This window comes from Gemmatimonadota bacterium (assembly GCA_009835325.1).
In the GTDB taxonomy this organism is placed as follows: domain Bacteria; phylum JAAXHH01; class JAAXHH01; order JAAXHH01; family JAAXHH01; genus JAAXHH01.
In genome coordinates this window covers 1-15,755 of record VXWP01000002.1, presented here as the reverse complement: position 1 = coordinate 15,755, position 15,755 = coordinate 1, and the positions used below count along the sequence as shown (strand labels likewise).

Annotated in this window: 15 protein-coding genes; 13 read left to right on the top strand and 2 right to left on the bottom strand. The window is 61.0% G+C overall.

Annotated elements, in window-relative coordinates:
- Positions 1-85: 85 nt before the first annotated feature.
- Both F4Z81_00190 and F4Z81_00185 read right to left on the bottom strand, forming a co-directional pair.
- On the bottom strand, positions 86-1,543 hold the full coding sequence (locus F4Z81_00190) for a CoA-acylating methylmalonate-semialdehyde dehydrogenase (GenBank protein MXW03467.1): 1,458 nt from the start codon (positions 1,541-1,543) through the stop codon (positions 86-88).
- Positions 1,544-1,612: 69 nt separating this feature from the next.
- Positions 1,613-2,602, bottom strand: coding sequence for a Gfo/Idh/MocA family oxidoreductase (locus F4Z81_00185; GenBank protein MXW03466.1), 990 nt, complete (start codon positions 2,600-2,602; stop codon positions 1,613-1,615).
- A 212-nt stretch (positions 2,603-2,814) separates the two neighbouring features.
- Here F4Z81_00185 and F4Z81_00180 point away from each other — a divergent pair, with 212 nt between their 5' ends.
- From F4Z81_00180 to F4Z81_00120, 13 genes are all read left to right on the top strand, one after another.
- Complete coding sequence (locus F4Z81_00180; GenBank protein ID MXW03465.1) at positions 2,815-4,170, top strand: sodium:alanine symporter family protein; 1,356 nt, start codon at positions 2,815-2,817, stop codon at positions 4,168-4,170.
- Positions 4,151-4,363 carry a hypothetical protein gene (locus F4Z81_00175; GenBank protein MXW03464.1) on the top strand — a complete coding sequence of 71 codons (213 nt, stop codon included), beginning with the start codon at positions 4,151-4,153 and terminating at the stop codon, positions 4,361-4,363. Before F4Z81_00180 ends, F4Z81_00175 begins: the two co-directional genes overlap by 20 nt.
- Complete coding sequence (locus tag F4Z81_00170; protein ID MXW03463.1) at positions 4,353-5,822, top strand: sodium:solute symporter family protein; 1,470 nt, start codon at positions 4,353-4,355, stop codon at positions 5,820-5,822. The genes F4Z81_00175 and F4Z81_00170 overlap by 11 nt, the downstream gene beginning before the upstream one ends.
- Positions 5,815-7,137 (top strand): sugar ABC transporter substrate-binding protein, encoded by a 1,323-nt coding sequence (locus tag F4Z81_00165; protein ID MXW03462.1) that lies wholly within the window; start codon positions 5,815-5,817, stop codon positions 7,135-7,137. The genes F4Z81_00170 and F4Z81_00165 overlap by 8 nt, the downstream gene beginning before the upstream one ends.
- The gene (locus F4Z81_00160) at positions 7,134-7,985 is read left to right on the top strand and encodes a sugar ABC transporter permease (GenBank protein ID MXW03461.1); all 852 of its coding nucleotides are present in this window, start codon (positions 7,134-7,136) and stop codon (positions 7,983-7,985) included. The genes F4Z81_00165 and F4Z81_00160 overlap by 4 nt, the downstream gene beginning before the upstream one ends.
- Before the next feature lie 4 nt (positions 7,986-7,989).
- A complete protein-coding gene (locus F4Z81_00155; protein MXW03460.1) occupies positions 7,990-8,814 on the top strand; it encodes a carbohydrate ABC transporter permease in 825 nt (274 codons plus the stop codon).
- 189 nt (positions 8,815-9,003) lie between these two features.
- The gene (locus F4Z81_00150; GenBank protein ID MXW03459.1) at positions 9,004-9,837 is read left to right on the top strand and encodes a class I SAM-dependent methyltransferase; all 834 of its coding nucleotides are present in this window, start codon (positions 9,004-9,006) and stop codon (positions 9,835-9,837) included.
- A gap of 285 nt (positions 9,838-10,122) precedes the next feature.
- The gene (locus tag F4Z81_00145; protein ID MXW03458.1) at positions 10,123-11,799 is read left to right on the top strand and encodes a glutamine--tRNA ligase/YqeY domain fusion protein; all 1,677 of its coding nucleotides are present in this window, start codon (positions 10,123-10,125) and stop codon (positions 11,797-11,799) included.
- Positions 11,800-11,859: 60 nt separating this feature from the next.
- Complete coding sequence (locus tag F4Z81_00140; protein ID MXW03457.1) at positions 11,860-12,948, top strand: DUF4432 family protein; 1,089 nt, start codon at positions 11,860-11,862, stop codon at positions 12,946-12,948.
- A gap of 127 nt (positions 12,949-13,075) precedes the next feature.
- A complete protein-coding gene (locus F4Z81_00135) occupies positions 13,076-13,360 on the top strand; it encodes a plasmid maintenance system killer protein (GenBank protein MXW03456.1) in 285 nt (94 codons plus the stop codon).
- 21 nt (positions 13,361-13,381) lie between these two features.
- Complete coding sequence (locus F4Z81_00130; GenBank protein ID MXW03455.1) at positions 13,382-13,672, top strand: HigA family addiction module antidote protein; 291 nt, start codon at positions 13,382-13,384, stop codon at positions 13,670-13,672.
- A gap of 185 nt (positions 13,673-13,857) precedes the next feature.
- Positions 13,858-14,724: a porin family protein gene (locus F4Z81_00125; protein ID MXW03454.1), complete on the top strand. Its 867-nt coding sequence runs from the start codon at positions 13,858-13,860 to the stop codon at positions 14,722-14,724.
- A gap of 92 nt (positions 14,725-14,816) precedes the next feature.
- Positions 14,817-15,662, top strand: coding sequence for an endonuclease/exonuclease/phosphatase family protein (locus F4Z81_00120; protein ID MXW03453.1), 846 nt, complete (start codon positions 14,817-14,819; stop codon positions 15,660-15,662).
- The last annotated feature ends 93 nt before the right edge of the window (positions 15,663-15,755 follow it).

Genomic DNA, 15,755 nt, shown 5'->3' with positions numbered 1-15,755 from the left:
CTCCTGCGGGCCGCCGCGATCACGCCCCAGCCGGCCGTCGCGATCACGCCCACCGGCTCATCTTGTAATCCGCGGGCCGCCGCGATCACGCCCACCGGCTCATGGTGACTTTCTGCCGCGTGTAGAAGGCGAAACCTTCCTTGCCCTGGATGTGCAGGTCGCCGAAGAACGAGCCGTTCCAGCCCGAGAACGGGAAGAACGCCATGGGGGCCGGTACGCCTACGTTGATGCCCACCATCCCCGCGCTCACCCGGTTCCTGAACGTCCGGGCGGCCTTTCCGTCACCCGTGAACAGGACCGCGGCGTTGCCGAATCCGCTCTGGTTGCAGGCTTCGATGCCTTTGTCGAGGCTTTCGGTGCGGATCACGGAGAGGACCGGACCGAAGATCTCCTCGCGGACGATACTCATGCTGGTGGACGCTTCGTCGAAAATCGTGGGACCCAGGTAGAATCCGTCCGGCGTTTCCGGTACTTCGACCCCCCGACCGTCCCGGTAGAGCGAGGCCCCGTCCGACAGGCCCGAGGCGATGTATCCGTGCACCTTGTCGAGGTGCTGCCGGGTAACCACCGGTCCCATGTCTACCTTGGGATCCCGATCCGTCGGACCGATCTTCATCCCGTCCAGCGCTTCGCGCAGCGGAGGCAGCACGCGCCCGGCCGCGTCATCCACCGTCACCGCCACGCTGCCGGCCATGCACCGCTCCCCGGCGCAGCCGTACACCGACCCGATCAGGGCGTCCACCGTAAAATCCGGATCCGCGTCGGGCAGGATGACCATGTAGTTCTTCGCGCCGCCGGCCGCCTGCACGCGCTTGCCGTGGGCGGTCGCGGTCTGGTAGACGTGCCGGGCCACGGGCGAAGAACCTACGAAGGAAACGGCATCAATGCCCGGGTGGGTGCAGAGGGCGTTGACCACGTCCACGCCGCCGTGCACGAGGTTCATCACGCCGGGCGGCAGTCCGGCCTCCTGCAGGAGTTCCACGAGCCGGACGGCGGTCAGCGGCACCTTCTCCGACGGCTTGAGCACGAAGGTGTTTCCGCAGACGATGGCGATGGGATACATCCACATGGGCACCATCGCGGGGAAGTTGAAGGGCGTGATCCCCGCGCAGACGCCCACGGGCTGCCGGATGGTGTCGCAATCGATCCCGCTGGCGATCTCTTCCAGCGCGTCGCCCATGAGCAGCGTCGGCGCCCCGCAGGCAAACTCCACGACCTCGATGCCCCTCCGCACCGAACCCCGGGCTTCTTCCAGGGTCTTGCCGTGCTCCCGCGTGACCAGCCTTGAAAGTTCCTCGAAATGCGCTTCGAGCAGATGCACGTACCGGAAGAGTATCCTGGCCCGGTCCACGACCGGCGTGGCCGACCAGTCGGAAAGGGCTTCCCGGGCGGCTCGAACCGCGGCATCGACTTCGGAAGCGCCGCACATGGGCGTCCTCGCGATCACGCTGCCGTCCGATGGATTGAAAACCGGTTCCGTGGCCGCGTCGGCCGCACCGGTCCAGTTACCTCCGATGAAAAGTGGACATCCGTTCGTTTCCATATCACGCATGTGCTTCCTCGGTTTCTTCCTCGGGTTCAATTTGAATAGGTTGGATGTAAGCGATATCGATCAGCCCACGGCTTCGGGCTTGCCGCTCTCGGCCGATTTGTAGGCCGCCTCGGTCAACTGCACGACGCGCAGGCCGCAGATCGGCGGGGCCTGCACTTCCGCTTCGCCCAGGATGGCCTCGATGAAGTTCTCCGCCGGCGGCTTCCCCCGGCCCGGGGTTTGCGGCAGCCGGATATCCTCTCCCTTCCGGTGGACGAAGAGCGGCTCGGAAGCGCCGAAACGCATCACGCCTTCGGTGCCGTAGAAGGTGAATTCCTCGCGCCATTCGGGCGACATGGAGGTGTAGGACAGGTTGCCGACGGCACCGTTCGTGAACTCCACCGAGATGGCCGTATTGACGTCGACCAGGGTGCCTTCCGGGTTTATGAACGCGTGGACGGACTTCGGTTCCAGTCCCGTCGTCCACAGCAGGATGTCATTGATATGGCTGCCCGTATCCATGAAGTGCCCGCCGCCGGACAGTTCGGGATCGGCGCGCCACGAGGCGCCCGGGCTGAAGATCCCGAGGCAGTCCTGGGCGATGATGACGTGGACGAGACGCACGTCGCCGATGACGCCGTCCCCGATCATCTCCCGGGCCTTGATGAACTTCCCCTCGCCGTGACGCTGGTAGGCGACGGCCAGCACCCGGTCCGCCCGTTCCGAATATTCGATGAAGTCCCTGGCGTCCCGCGTCGTCGTCGCCATGGGTTTTTCGACGAGCACATGCAGTTCCGCTTCGAGGCTGGTACGGACCTGGTCCGCGTGGCGGGTATGGGGGGTCGCGATGACGATCGCGTCCAGTGTCTCCGCGTCGATCATCGACTCGAGCGAAGCATAGTGGTTCAATCCCTGTGCGGATGGCCCCAGGGTCTTTTCCATCCGGTTCATCGCGACCGGATCGGTATCAAACAGAGACACGACCCGGACATCTTCTCGGGCGGACAGCAACCGGGCGTGGTGACCGCCCATGCCGCCGGCGCCCGCAATGCCGATTCGGAGCGTTTCCATGAAGCGTGGTCCTCGAGATGGCCTGGTTCCAACTGGAATGATGAGATAATGTACCGGACCCGGTCGTTGCCGACCGTCACCGGCGATGGTTCACTATAAAAACGGGGCGTTTAAAGATCAAGCAGCAAAATGGAAAGTGCTTGACAGGCGTTCCGCCGGGCTCATAGGTTGGCCTTCGTTGTCTGCCCCATCACCCTCGCATGGAAGACCTCATGGAAAACTCGCTGCTTGAATACGTCGGCAACGTGCAGGCCCTGGTATGGGGAGTGCCCTTGCTGGTGCTGCTGGGCGGCACGGGACTCTACCTGACCATACTGTTGAAAGGCGTACAGTTCCGCTCCCTGTGGCACGCGCTCTACCTGGCATTCTTCAGGCGCCGCGAAGCCGGCGCCGAAGGCGATATCAGCCACTTCCAGGCCCTAATGACCGCGCTGGCGGCGACAGTCGGTACGGGAAACATCGCCGGCGTGGCCACGGCCATCGCGGCCGGGGGACCCGGCGCGCTTTTCTGGATGTGGATGACGGGCCTGGTGGGCATGGCCACGAAATACTCGGAAGCGGTACTGTCGGTCAAGTACCGCGAGACGGATTCGAAGGGGCTCATGAAGGGCGGCCCCATGTACTACATCTCCAACGCCATGGGCTGGAAGTGGATGGGGGCGGCCTACGCGCTGTTCGCGGCGCTCGCGGCCTTCGGCATCGGCAACATGACCCAGTCGAACTCCATGGCCGACGTGCTCCAGAGCAGTTTCGGCGTGGACCCCTGGGTCACCGGCGTCGTCCTGATGATCGGCACGGGCTTGGTCCTGATCGGGGGGATCAAGAGCATCGGCCGGGCGGCCAGCCTGATCGTCCCCACGATGATCGTGCTGTACATCCTCGGCGGACTTACCGCCATCCTGTTGAACGCCTCGGCGATCCCGGGCATCTTCGAGCTCGTGGTCACCCACGCCTTCACGCCTGCCGCGGCCGCCGGGGGCTTCGCGGGTGCGATGGTCCGGCAGGCGGTACAGTTCGGCGTGGCCAGAGGCATATTCTCCAACGAGTCCGGTCTGGGCAGCGCGGGCATCGCCGCCGCGGCCGCCCAGACGAAGGACCCGGTCACCCAGGCCCTGGTGTCCATGACCCAGACCTTCATCGATACCCTGGTCGTGTGCACGATCACCGGTTTCACCATCATCGGTACGGGAGTCTGGCTGTCGGGCGACACGGGCGCGCCGCTCACCGCGGCGGCTTTCGCCAGCGGCCTGCCTGGCGAATTCGGGGGATACCTGGTCGCCGTGGGGCTGGTTCTGTTCGCCTATTCAACGATCCTGGGCTGGAGCTACTACGGCGAGAAATCGGTGGTATACCTGCTCGGGGAACGCTCCGCATTGCCTTACCGCATGCTGTTCTGCCTCTTCGTGGGGGTCGGCGCCGTGTCGGAACTGGAACTGGTCTGGGGAGTCTCCGATATCATGAACGGCCTCATGGCATTCCCCAACCTGGTCGCCCTGCTCTTCCTTTCTCCCATCGTCGCCGCGGAAACCCGGCGGTACTTCGGCAGCCATGACGCGAAGACAGCATAGACGGATATTCTGGATACTCGTGGTCGTGCTGGCCGCGCTCCACGTCGATTTCTTCAACCACGGCGTCTCCCCGCCACCGCTGTTCGGCTGGCTTCCCGTAGACCTGGCCTACCACATCGTCTGGGTAATCGCCGCCGCCGCATTCGTCCTCTACTTCACCCGATACGTCTGGCGGGACTGCGATGAGTCCTGAAGCGACCATTCTCGTCGTGGTGGTGGTTTATTTCACCGTGGTGCTGGGCATCGGCGCCGCCGCGTTCCGCCGTTCCCAGCCGACGGCCGAGGACTACTTTCTCGGGGGCCGCCTCGCCCGGTCGCTCGTCATGTTCATGGCCCTCTTCGGCACGAACATCACGCCCTTCCTGATCATGGGCATTTCGGGCCTGGCCTACCACCACGGATACGGGGTGTTCGGCTACACGGCGGCCATGGCGGCCCTGATCATTCCCGTCGCCTACTACGTCATCGGCTACCCCGCATGGATCGCTTCCCGGAAACTGAAGGCCGTGACACCGGCCGAACTCCTTGCGCGCCGGCTCGACAGTCCCAACCTCGGCCGCCTGCTCTTCGTGGTATACTTCGTCTTCATGCTGCCCTACCTGTCCACCGGCGTCGCCGGCGTGGGACTGGCCGTCGACGTGTTCACCCAGCAGGCGATTTCCTTCGAAGTCGCCGCGGCCGGCATCCTGGTCATCACGCTGCTCTACACCACCACGGGCGGCATGCGGGCCACCATGTGGACCAACGTGTTCCAGGGCCTCGTCTTCGGCGTGTTCCTCTATGTATCGATCTTCGTTGTCGCGGCCGATTTCGGCGGCGTCTCGGGCGTCATGCAGGAAGTCGCCCGTCGGTTACCGGAACTTACGGTTACGAAAAACACGCCGCCCTTCACGACGGGCAACTGGTTCGTATGGGGCATGGCCATGGGGCTGGTCGTCCTCGCCTTTCCCCATCTGCTGGTGCGCGTATTCGCCGCGAAGGACGTGAAATCACTGAAGAACTCCATCCGGTATTATCCCATCATCATGATCGGGTTGATGCTGGTGGCCACGCTCTACGGCGTGTGGGGCCGCATCGAATTCCCGGATTTCGTGGGCCGGGATTCCGACATGGTCTTCCCCATGGTGATCCGCAGCCACTTCGGTCCCCTGATCCAGGGGCTCGCCCTGGCTGGTATCCTGGCGGCGGTCATGTCGACCCTGGACGCCCAGATGCTCACCCTGTCGTCCATGCTCACCCGCGACGTGTGGTACGGGCTGTCCCAGCGAAGACAGGTCGTGCTGGGCCGGCTGTTCCTCGTCATACTCGGCGCGATCGCCTACTACATCGTGATCCTCCGGCCGGCCTCCATCTTCGCCCTGGCCCAGTTGTCCTTCTCCGGTTTCGTCACATTGACCCCGATATGGCTGCTCGGTCTGCACTGGAGACGTTTCACGGCCACGGGCGCCATCACGGCCATCATCGCGGGGAACGCCGTGCTCGTCGTCATGTTCTACGAATGGTTGCCGAACCCGGGCCTCATGCCCGTCGCATGGAGTTTCATGGCCACATCCATCGTGGGCGTCGTGGTGTCGCTCTTCACGTCCCCGCCGCCCGATTCGGTTACCGATCCCGTGATGACCCCGATCCGGCAAGCCATGGGGGATGGTTGAGCATATGAACCACCTCGGCAAGGCTCCCCTGATCTTCGGCCTGCTCTTCCTCCTGGCCTTTCCCGTCATCGTGTTCCGCGGCGACGACCGCTCGGACACCCTGGAATTCTGGATCTTCGCGCAGACGCACTACGATGAGTTCAGTGCCAGGATCCCGGCGTTCGAGGCGGCCCATCCCGGCGTCAAGGTCGAACTTCGGCTGATCTCGAAACTGCACGACAAGCTCCTGGCTGCCTTCCTGTCCGGCATCGGCGGACCCGATCTGTCCGAAGTCGAGATCTCATCGGTAGGCAGGTTCTTCAAGGGCACGAAGGAGGAAATCGGCTTCGTGGACCTGACCGACCGCATCGATCGCGAAGGGATCACGGATGAATTCGTCCAGGCCCGCCTCGCGCCCTGGTCCTTAGGCGGCCGGGTGTACGGACTGCCCCGCGATGTCCATCCCGTCATGCTCCTGTACCGTCACGACGTGTACGAGGAAGCGGGGATCGATCCGGCATCCATCGAAACCTGGAACGATTTCGTCCGCGAGACGAGACCACTCGCACGCGACAAGGACGGAGACGGGCGGCCCGACCGCTACCCGATCATGCTGAGCGCCCACAAGCCCGGTCATTTCTGGCTTTTGCTCCTGCAAAACGGCGGCGGCATGTTCGATGCGGACGGCGGGGTCATCATCGACAATGACATCGCCGTTTCCACCCTGGAATTCTACTGCAGCCTGCTCAACGAGGCGCAGCTGGCCATCCCCGAATTCTCCCAGGACCCGGCCAGCTACGCCGCGATGAAGGAAGGTGTTATTCTGGGTGTGCTGGCACCGGACTGGTACATCAGCTTCGTACGGAGATTCGTCCCGGAGCTGGAGGGGAAATGGCGGGCCATGCCCCTGCCGGCGTGGCGGGAAGGCGAGCGCCGCACTTCGACCTGGGGCGGCACCATGATCGCGGTCACCAGACAGGCCGAGAACCCGGATCTCGCCTGGGAATTCGCCAAGTTCGCCTACATGGACGACGAGGCCCTCGCGAACCGTTACCGCAAGACCTTTATCATCCCGCCGATCCGTTCGGCGTGGTCCAACCCGGTGTACGGCGAGTCCGAGGCGTATCTGGACGGGCAGGTCCTGGGCAGAAGCCTTACGGAACTGGCGCCCGACATCCCCGGATTCCACCTGAACCCCTATTGGGCCGAAGCCAACGACCTGTTGCGGCAGGCTGTGTACGAAGCCGCCAATGGGATCCGGACGCCCGCCGAAGCGCTGTCGCACCTGGCAGAGCAGGTCCGCGCGCTGCGGGATAACACAGCAGAGACCGAATGAAGCCCCGGTACGCCCCTTACTTCTTCCTCGCGCCTTTCTTCGCGCTCTTCGGGGTCTTCATGGTCTACCCCCTGTTCGATTCGATCCGTCTTAGCACGTACAGCGTCCGGGGCATGCAGAACCAGACCTTCGTGGGCCTGGAGAACATCGAGCGGCTGATCGCCGACCCGCTCTTCTGGACCGCCCTCTGGAACACGGCCTATTTCGCCGCGGGCAGCCTGCTCCTGCAACTGCCTGTAGCCCTGGCCCTCGCCCTGCTCCTCAGCAACGCCCGCCTGAAGGGCCGGAACCTGTTCCGTCTTTCCTTCTTCTCGCCAGTGCTGATCTCCGGCGTGTTCATCGCCGTGATCTTCTACCTCTTGTACGACCGGCGCTACGGCCTGGTGAACAGGGTGCTCGGTTCCGAAATCCAGTGGCTCCAGGATCCGGACCTGGTCATGCCCGCCCTCGTGCTGGCCGGCGTCTGGCGGTGGGCGGGATTCAACATGGTCTACTTCCTCGCAGGACTTCAGAGCATCCGGCAGGAACTCTACGAGGCCGCGGCCGTGGACGGCGCGGGCCCCTGGCAGAGCTTCGTGCACGTGACGATCCCCGCCCTCAAGCCCGTGATCGCCTTCGTGGTCATCACCTCCATGATCGGGTCGTTCCAGCTCTTCGACCTGCCCTACGTGCTCACGGAGGGCGGTCCCGGCAACGCGAGCATGACCATGGTGATGTACCTGTACAAGCACGGATTCGAGTTCATCAACCTCGGCTACGCGGCGACCATCGGCTGGGCCCTGGCCGTGATCATCGGGGTCATTTCCATCATCCAGGTCCGGTTCTTCGGCGTATTCAGAGAAAACTGACACCATGAGAAACCCGGTTCGCACCACCATCACCTATGTGCTCCTGATCCTGCTGACCGTCCTGGTCCTGACGCCGCTGTTCTGGGTGGTTTCGGCTTCCTTCAAGCCGTCGGGCGAGATCTTCTCCTACCCGCCCACCTTTCTGCCCCAGGACCCCACGCTCGAGAATTTCACCCGGCTGTTTCAGGAAATGCCGATCATCCAGTACGTCGTCAACAGCACCTTCCTGGCCACTTCGCACACGCTGTTGCTCCTCGCCATCGCCACCATGGGCGGATTCGCCTTCGCCAAGTACTCGTTCCGGGGCCGCGGCGTCCTGTTCGCCATCGTTCTCGCCTCCATGATGATCCCCTTTCACCTGGTGCTGGTGCCCCTGTTCACCCTGTTGTACAAGTTCGGGTGGCTCGACACCTACCAGGGCGTGATCCTGCCCTACCTGGCATCCAGCGGCTTCGGCGTGTTCCTCATGCGGCAGTTCATCCTCGGCGTGCCATCGGACCTGCTCGATGCGGCACGGATCGACGGCACCTCCGAATTCGGCATCTATTGGCGCGTCATCATTCCGGCCGTGAAGCCGGCCATGGGCGCCCTGAGCATCTTTGGGTTCCTGGGGGCCTGGAACGAGTTTCTCTGGCCCATGATCGTGCTGCGGGACGCCGCCAAGTACACCCTGCCCCTCGGCCTGGCCAGCCTGGTGGGCGTCTACCGGCAGGAGTACGGCATGCTCATGGCCGGTACGCTGCTGTCCATCCTGCCCATCATGGCCCTGTTCCTCGCGATGCAGCGGGAGTTCGTGCAGGGAATCACGCTGGGGGCGGTGAAGGAGTAGTGGTGGTGTAGGCGTCGATGTGGCCGAACAGTCTGTTCTCCAGATTTGAACGAAACGTAAACGGTACGCGCTACTCAAAAGCGTTGACGGGTGGCGTTATAGTTTACAATTTGAACGATTTGCGAGCGGACGAGTCCAAACCAGCGTATGTATGTGCAAATAGAAGAATGGAAAGGAGAAGTATCTGAAATGGCAGATCAAGACCGCGATCGGAAATACACGATGGGACGCAGCGACGAGGAGACGGAACGCCTGATCGAGCAGTCCCGGCTACTCAGACCGATCACGGAGCGGTTTCTGAAGTCGGCCGGCCTTGCACGGGGCATGCGGGTCCTCGACATCGGAAGCGGCGCGGGTGACGTGGCGCTGATCGCGGCGGAACTCGTGGGTCCGGAAGGGGAAGTCATCGGGGTGGATATGAATCCGGAGATCCTGGAGACCGCCCGGGAACGGGTCCGGCAGGCGGGGCACCGCAACGTGGAGTTCCGTTCCGGCGACGTACATACCCTGGAACTTGGCGGCGATTTCGACGCCCTGATCGGAAGGCTGGTGCTCATGTACCTGCCCGATCCCGTGGCTGTGCTGAAGCAGCTTGTAACCCGCTTGCGCCCCCGTGGCCTCGTCGTCTTCCAGGAGATCGATTTCACGATGACACAGTCGTACAGTGGCGAGGATACTCCGCTCATGCGCCAGATGGTCGACTGGATCATCGACGTATTCGAGCGCTCCGGGGCGAATCCCAATATGGGACTGGACCTGCACCAGGTGTTCATCGAGGCCGGCCTGCCCGAGCCGACCCTTGACGCGGGCATGCTGCTGGGCGGTTCCGCCGACTGGCCGGGGTATTCGTACATCGCGAATTCCTTCCGAAGCGTCGTCCCACTGCTGGAACACTACGGGATCGCGACCGCCGAAGAGGTGGACATCGACACCATTCCCCAGCGAGTCCGGGAGGAAATCGTCGCGGCAAAGCGCCCCGTGGTTATCCCGCCGCATATCGGGGCGTGGGCGACGAAAGTGTGAAAATCGATAGCGTCGCTTTCGATTTTCTCGTTTGTTACGACACCGCGACAAAATCGCAATTAAAGTCAGGCATTCATAAGGCATGATTCCGCGATTGTATTTAATACAGGCTATAATAGTGGGCCGGTTTAGTTCTGTATTAAAGTCAGAATGCAACAAGCATCAAACGAAATTCTCCATGATATCCTGCCTCAAGTCACCCTATCTTCACCTTGCCGTTTTCCCCATAACGTCCTATATTACACGCTCTTGAATCTGCCCCATCGGCAACCGGATCAGGTACCTATGAGCACCGAAAAACCATACAGGGATTTCATACGCGAAATCATCGACGCGGACATGGAGAGCGGGAAGTTCGGGGGCAAGGTGCATACCCGTTTCCCCCCGGAGCCGAACGGTTATCTCCATATCGGCCATGCCAAGTCGATCTGCCTGAATTTCGGCGTGGCTGCAGCGTACGGCGGCCTGTGCAACCTCCGGTTTGACGACTCGAATCCGGAAACGGAGAACGTGGACTTCGTGGAGGGGATCAAGCGGGACATCAATTGGCTTGGGTTCGACTGGGAAGATCGTCTGTACTTCGCCTCCGATTACTTCGATCAGCTGTACGACTATGCGCTGCAACTCGTGGACCAGGGCGACGCCTATGTGGACAGCCTGACCTGGGAGGAAATGCGGGATCACCGGGGCACGCCCACGGAACCGGGCCGGAACAGTCCGTACCGCGACCGGACGGCCGCGGAGAACCGGGACCTGTTCGAACGCATGCAGGCCGGGGAGTTTCCGGACGGCGCCCATGTCCTGCGGGCCCGGATCGACATGGCCCATCCGAACCTGACGATGCGCGATCCCGTGCTGTACCGGATCCGGCACGCTCATCATTACCGCACTGGGGAGAAGTGGCGGGTGTACCCCATGTACGACTTCACTCACTGCCTATCGGATTCCATCGAAGGCATCACCCATTCGCTCTGCACCCTGGAGTTCGAAAACAACCGGCCGCTCTATGACTGGATCCTGAATCGGCTGGACGTTTACCACCCCCAGCAGATTGAATTCGCGCCGCTTGCGCTGGCCCACACCGTGCTTTCGAAGCGCTTCTACCGGCCGCTCATCGAAGAAGGCGTGCTTACTGGCTGGGACGACCCCCGCATGCCCACACTGTCCGGCCTGCGGCGCCGGGGATACACTCCCGAGGCCGTCCGGACCCTATGCGACCGCGTCGGCGTGGCCAAGAACCACAATCTCATCGACATGGCCCTGGCGGATTTCATCATCCGGGAGGACCTGAACAAGCGTGCGCCCCGGGTCATGGGCGTGCTGGACCCGCTGAAAGTCGTGATCACTAATTACCCCACCGACCGCACCGAGCAGATGGAAGCTGTGAACAACCCGGAAGACGAGGCCATGGGGACGCGTCAGGTGCCCTTTACCCGTGAGATATACATCGAGCGAAACGACTTCATGGAAGATCCGCCCCGTAAGTTCTTCCGGTTAGCGCCTGGCCGGGAAGTCCGCCTGCGCTACGGTTACTACATCACGTGCACGGACGTAATCAAAGACGATGACGGGCAAGTGGTCGAACTGCTCTGCACCTACGATCCCGAATCCCGGGGCGGGACCACGCCGGACGGCCGGAAAGTACGCGGCACCATCCACTGGGTATCGGCCGCGCACGCCCTGAACGCCACCGTGCGCCTCTACGACCGGCTCTTCAGCGATCCGGATCCCCGCCCGGGTGAAGTCGACGATGACCGGTCTCTGTTGAACCCTGATTCGCTCAAGACCGTCACGGACTGCAAGGTCGAACCCGGCCTGGCGGAAGCCGAACCCGGCGTGAACTACCAGTTCGAGCGGCTGGGCTACTTTTGCGTCGACGCCGTCGAAACACAGACCAACAGCCCCGTATTCAACCGGACGATCACGCTGCGCGATACCTGGGCAAAGATTCAGCAGAAGTAGAACAGAAATAGATACGAGTTCACGCAACTCTCAGAGACGATTCCATCCAGGAAGGTGACCATGGCACGTCTATTCGGAAAAGAGTATACACGCAGGGAACTGCTCGATCTCGTCGGCGACATGAGCCAGGTCGCCCACGCCCGGTACGGTGAACTGCGCGAAGGCAGCGACCGGGGCGCCGATCTCATCGAGGTATTCAACGCCTCGGGCCTGTGCTTCTCCCTGCTGCCGGGACGGGCGCTTGACGTGGCCTCGGCCCACTACAAAGGCATGTCGCTCTGCTTCCGTGGCAACACGGGCGACGTAGGGCCAGCGTTCTACGAACCGCAGGGCTACGGCTGGATGCGCGGGTTCTACGGCGGGCTGGTCCTGAGCTGCGGGATGACGTTCACGGGGCATCCGGAGACCGATCCCGAAGAAGAAAACGAGGAACTCGGCCTCCACGGGCGCCTGTCCTTCCTGCCGGCACGGCAGGTCCACACGGATGGCCAGTGGGACGGCGACGACTACATCGTTAAGGTACGCGGAAAGATCCGGGAAGCCGTCGTATTCGGCACCAACCTGGAACTCACCCGGGAGATTTCGACGGTCCTGGGCGAAAAGTCGCTTCATATCCACGACCGGATACACAACCAGTCGGTCGATCGTTCACCCCTGATGTTCGTCTATCATTGCAATCCCGGTTTCCCCGTCCTCGACGAGGGCACACGCGTCGTCATCGACAGCGAAAAGACGACCGAGTGGCTTGAAGACCGCGAAGTAGGACCCGAAACCTATGCCTCGGTCTCCGCGCCTGTGAACGAAGCGCACGACGACGTCTACATCATGCATCCAAGGGCCGATGCCAGCGGCCAATGCCGCGTGGGACTTATCAACGACCGCCTCGGCCTTGGCCTGTACTGGTCCTTCCCCAAGGCGGAAATCCCCATCGTCACCCACTGGCAGCATTTCCACCGGGGTACCTACGTCACCGGCATCGAGCCGGGCAACGTCAGCATGCTCGGAAGGGCCTGGAACCGCAAGAACGGTTACCTGCAGCACATTGAGCCCGATGAAGTGCGCGATTTTCACCTGGAGATCGGTGTACTGGAAGGTGCGGAGGAGATTGCGGCTTTCGAGGCGAAGGTTAGTGGGTGTTTTCTGAAGTAGGTTACTAACAAATTCCTGTATCGACTTCTGAATTGACCTATTGTAGATTCGAGTCGATAATTAGTTCTCTGGTTCCATGAAATGACGATTGACGTACATCGTCATTTCATGTAATTTGGTTTCAGCTATGATTCTTGGATACAAGGATCGCAGGACCGAGCGATTCGCCAGTGGCGAATTCACCGCTTCGTTTCAGGGATTTGAAAAACAGGCTGCGAAAAGACTTTCGATTCTGAATGCTGCCCCATCGCTTAATACCTTGAAAGCACTGACCAGCAACCGTTTGGAATCTCTCCGTGGAAAGAGAAGAGGGCAGTATTCAATTCGAATAAACAATCAATGGCGAATCTGCTTCAGATGGCCCGGTAACAGTCCGGGACCGTTAGACGTGGAAATTGTAGATTATCATTGAGGCAACATGGAGGATGGAATCATGCTCCTGCGTACCATTCATCCCGGCGAGATTCTTCAGGACGAGCTCGAAGAATTGGGCGTTGTGCCATCGGAATTCGCACGTCAGATTGACGTACCGCCAAACAGGATCAGCCAGATTATCTCAGGTAAGCGGTCGATTACGGCGGACACGGCCTTGCGCTTCGGTCACTGGTTCGGCGTGGAACCACTGTTCTGGATCAACCTGCAGTCACAGTTTGACCTTGCAGCAGCCCATAGGAGAGTCGGTACGGCTATCCGCGCATTGCCCACAGCATTCAATCGATCCTGACTGACCGTTACTACCCCCTTGATGGTTCATGCAGTCCGTCCTCCTCGTTCGATCATGTGTGCAAGATCAGTATCGAACACGTGCAGGAGACCACCATTCGGGACATGCGGTGTGATTCACGCAGGATATCCCTACTCGTTTCACCATCAAATCTGATGAAATGATTATGAAAGAGCGAGAGGAACATGACTGGCGACCATCGTAAAGCCATCAGGATCAGGACGGTCTCTATCCTGGTTATGGCATTGGCCACCATGGATATCGAACCGGTAGACGCCCAAGGGACTGCAATCTCAAGTAGAGACCATGTGCGTCAGACTGATACTGCAACTGAGCCGACCGAATCCGCCACCTACCAAAACACTCTATACCTTCGGGTCGGCGCGAGCCTCGATCTGTCCTCGAAAACCAGGTTCGGGGACAAGAATTGTCTAAGTACGTCTCCCGCGGCGCTCTACGGGTGTGGAACCGGGGGCAACGGCATCGCTAGAGGTACGCGGGGTGATTTTGGCGTGGCGGGAGGTGTCGAGATCGGCCTCGGATACATCGCGACACCGGGTCTGCGCTTGGAAACGTCCCTTTCCTACCGACCGAGTTTCACCTTCGAAGGAACCGCCAACTTCCTCCAGACCGATGCGCTCCAGTCCGTATCGGCGGACCTGCAGTCCGCGTCCGGCACGGTCGCCGCGTACATGGATCTCACATCGTACGGTCCTTTTCGCGTGTTCGCGGGAACCGGCGCCGGACTGCACTATGTCGATATCAGCGATTACTTAATGACATTTCCCAGGACGCAGACCATCGTTCCGGACGGCAGGCGGGTCGATTTCACCGTAATGCTCACGGCCGGTGTGGCCACGGCTCTTTCGGACAAGATCACGCTCGATCTTGCATGGCGATACGTGGATTGGGGAATCGTGGAGACCGAAAGAGCCATTGGTCAGGTCGTCTGGAAGGACGGTAGCCGCGAACCGCTGGAGCTAGACCTCGCCGAAACCTGGGCGATGCAAAGAGGGCAGGGATTCAGGGTGTCGATGCGCTATGGGTTCTGAGCCAGAGCGAACGTGCGTCGTTCATGCCCTGATTACGTGTATAGTATGGTTTCCAATTACGAATGCAATCTCGAGAAAAGGCTACAGATAACATGATTAAAATCGTTTGCTGGAATATCCGTAAGAGCAAGGCACCCTGGGACGAACTGCTCGCAATGGATGCAGACGTCGGTTTAATTCAGGAGGCTGGCAGGATACCTCCGGATCTACGCTCACGGATCGACACGGGATCAAATACGACCAGTGACCAGTGGTACTACCTAGATGATTACGATCGTTGGCCTTTGGTCGTAAAACTATCCGACCGAGTTGGGGTTGAGTGGTTCAAGCGAGTTGTTCCTCGTTACAAATCAGCTGCCCCCGACGAGATGATCGTCAGCGATGCCGGTACCATTTCCGCCGCGCGAGTGATTCCCCACGATCAGAAGCCTTTCATCGTAGTTTCGATGTATTCGCGGTGGTTGAAACCGCACAGATCTACCCCTACGAAATGGAGTGTCGGCTATTCGGACGCGTCTACGCATCGGATCATCTCCGATCTCTCGGCCTTTATTGGTTCCAATGATCCGACTACTCACCGGATAATCGCAGCGGGGGACCTCAATACCATTTACGAGTGTACTGACCCGGCATTAGTGATACCAACGAGAGACAAGACTGTATTCGAACGTATGGACGGACTTGGATTAGAATTCCTGGGGCCTCGATATCCACATGGGGTGAAAAAAACCCCTACGCCAAAGGGACTAACCTCCGATACGTTGAACGTACCTACATACTACACAGTACGCGCCAGAAAACCTGAGAATGCCCGCCATCAACTCGACTACGTGTTCGCTTCGCGGGGTTTCCACAAAGGCATCACCACCCGAGCCCTGAACGACCCAGACAAGTGGGGCTCGAGTGACCACTGTCGTATTATGATCGAAATCGACTAATCCTACTTCCCGGGCGGCGGGGGGGGGGAGCGGGGGGGCGGCCGGGCGGGGCGGGGGGGCGGGTGGGGGGGGGGGGGGGGGGGCGGGGGGGGG

What these genes read in the sequence shown, in the direction of transcription:
- F4Z81_00135 (MXW03456.1), top strand. Translation starts at nt 13,076, where the DNA reads ATGATTCTTGGATACAAGGATCGCAGGACCGAGCGATTCGCCAGTGGC.
- F4Z81_00170 (MXW03463.1), top strand. Translation starts at nt 4,353, where the DNA reads ATGAGTCCTGAAGCGACCATTCTCGTCGTGGTGGTGGTTTATTTCACC.
- F4Z81_00120 (MXW03453.1), top strand. Translation starts at nt 14,817, where the DNA reads ATGATTAAAATCGTTTGCTGGAATATCCGTAAGAGCAAGGCACCCTGG.
- F4Z81_00150 (MXW03459.1), top strand. Translation starts at nt 9,004, where the DNA reads ATGGCAGATCAAGACCGCGATCGGAAATACACGATGGGACGCAGCGAC.
- F4Z81_00190 (MXW03467.1), bottom strand. Translation starts at nt 1,543, where the DNA reads ATGGAAACGAACGGATGTCCACTTTTCATCGGAGGTAACTGGACCGGT.
- F4Z81_00145 (MXW03458.1), top strand. Translation starts at nt 10,123, where the DNA reads ATGAGCACCGAAAAACCATACAGGGATTTCATACGCGAAATCATCGAC.
- F4Z81_00160 (MXW03461.1), top strand. Translation starts at nt 7,134, where the DNA reads ATGAAGCCCCGGTACGCCCCTTACTTCTTCCTCGCGCCTTTCTTCGCG.
- F4Z81_00180 (MXW03465.1), top strand. Translation starts at nt 2,815, where the DNA reads ATGGAAAACTCGCTGCTTGAATACGTCGGCAACGTGCAGGCCCTGGTA.
- F4Z81_00155 (MXW03460.1), top strand. Translation starts at nt 7,990, where the DNA reads ATGAGAAACCCGGTTCGCACCACCATCACCTATGTGCTCCTGATCCTG.
- F4Z81_00140 (MXW03457.1), top strand. Translation starts at nt 11,860, where the DNA reads ATGGCACGTCTATTCGGAAAAGAGTATACACGCAGGGAACTGCTCGAT.
- F4Z81_00175 (MXW03464.1), top strand. Translation starts at nt 4,151, where the DNA reads ATGACGCGAAGACAGCATAGACGGATATTCTGGATACTCGTGGTCGTG.
- F4Z81_00185 (MXW03466.1), bottom strand. Translation starts at nt 2,602, where the DNA reads ATGGAAACGCTCCGAATCGGCATTGCGGGCGCCGGCGGCATGGGCGGT.
- F4Z81_00165 (MXW03462.1), top strand. Translation starts at nt 5,815, where the DNA reads ATGGTTGAGCATATGAACCACCTCGGCAAGGCTCCCCTGATCTTCGGC.
- F4Z81_00125 (MXW03454.1), top strand. Translation starts at nt 13,858, where the DNA reads ATGACTGGCGACCATCGTAAAGCCATCAGGATCAGGACGGTCTCTATC.
- F4Z81_00130 (MXW03455.1), top strand. Translation starts at nt 13,382, where the DNA reads ATGCTCCTGCGTACCATTCATCCCGGCGAGATTCTTCAGGACGAGCTC.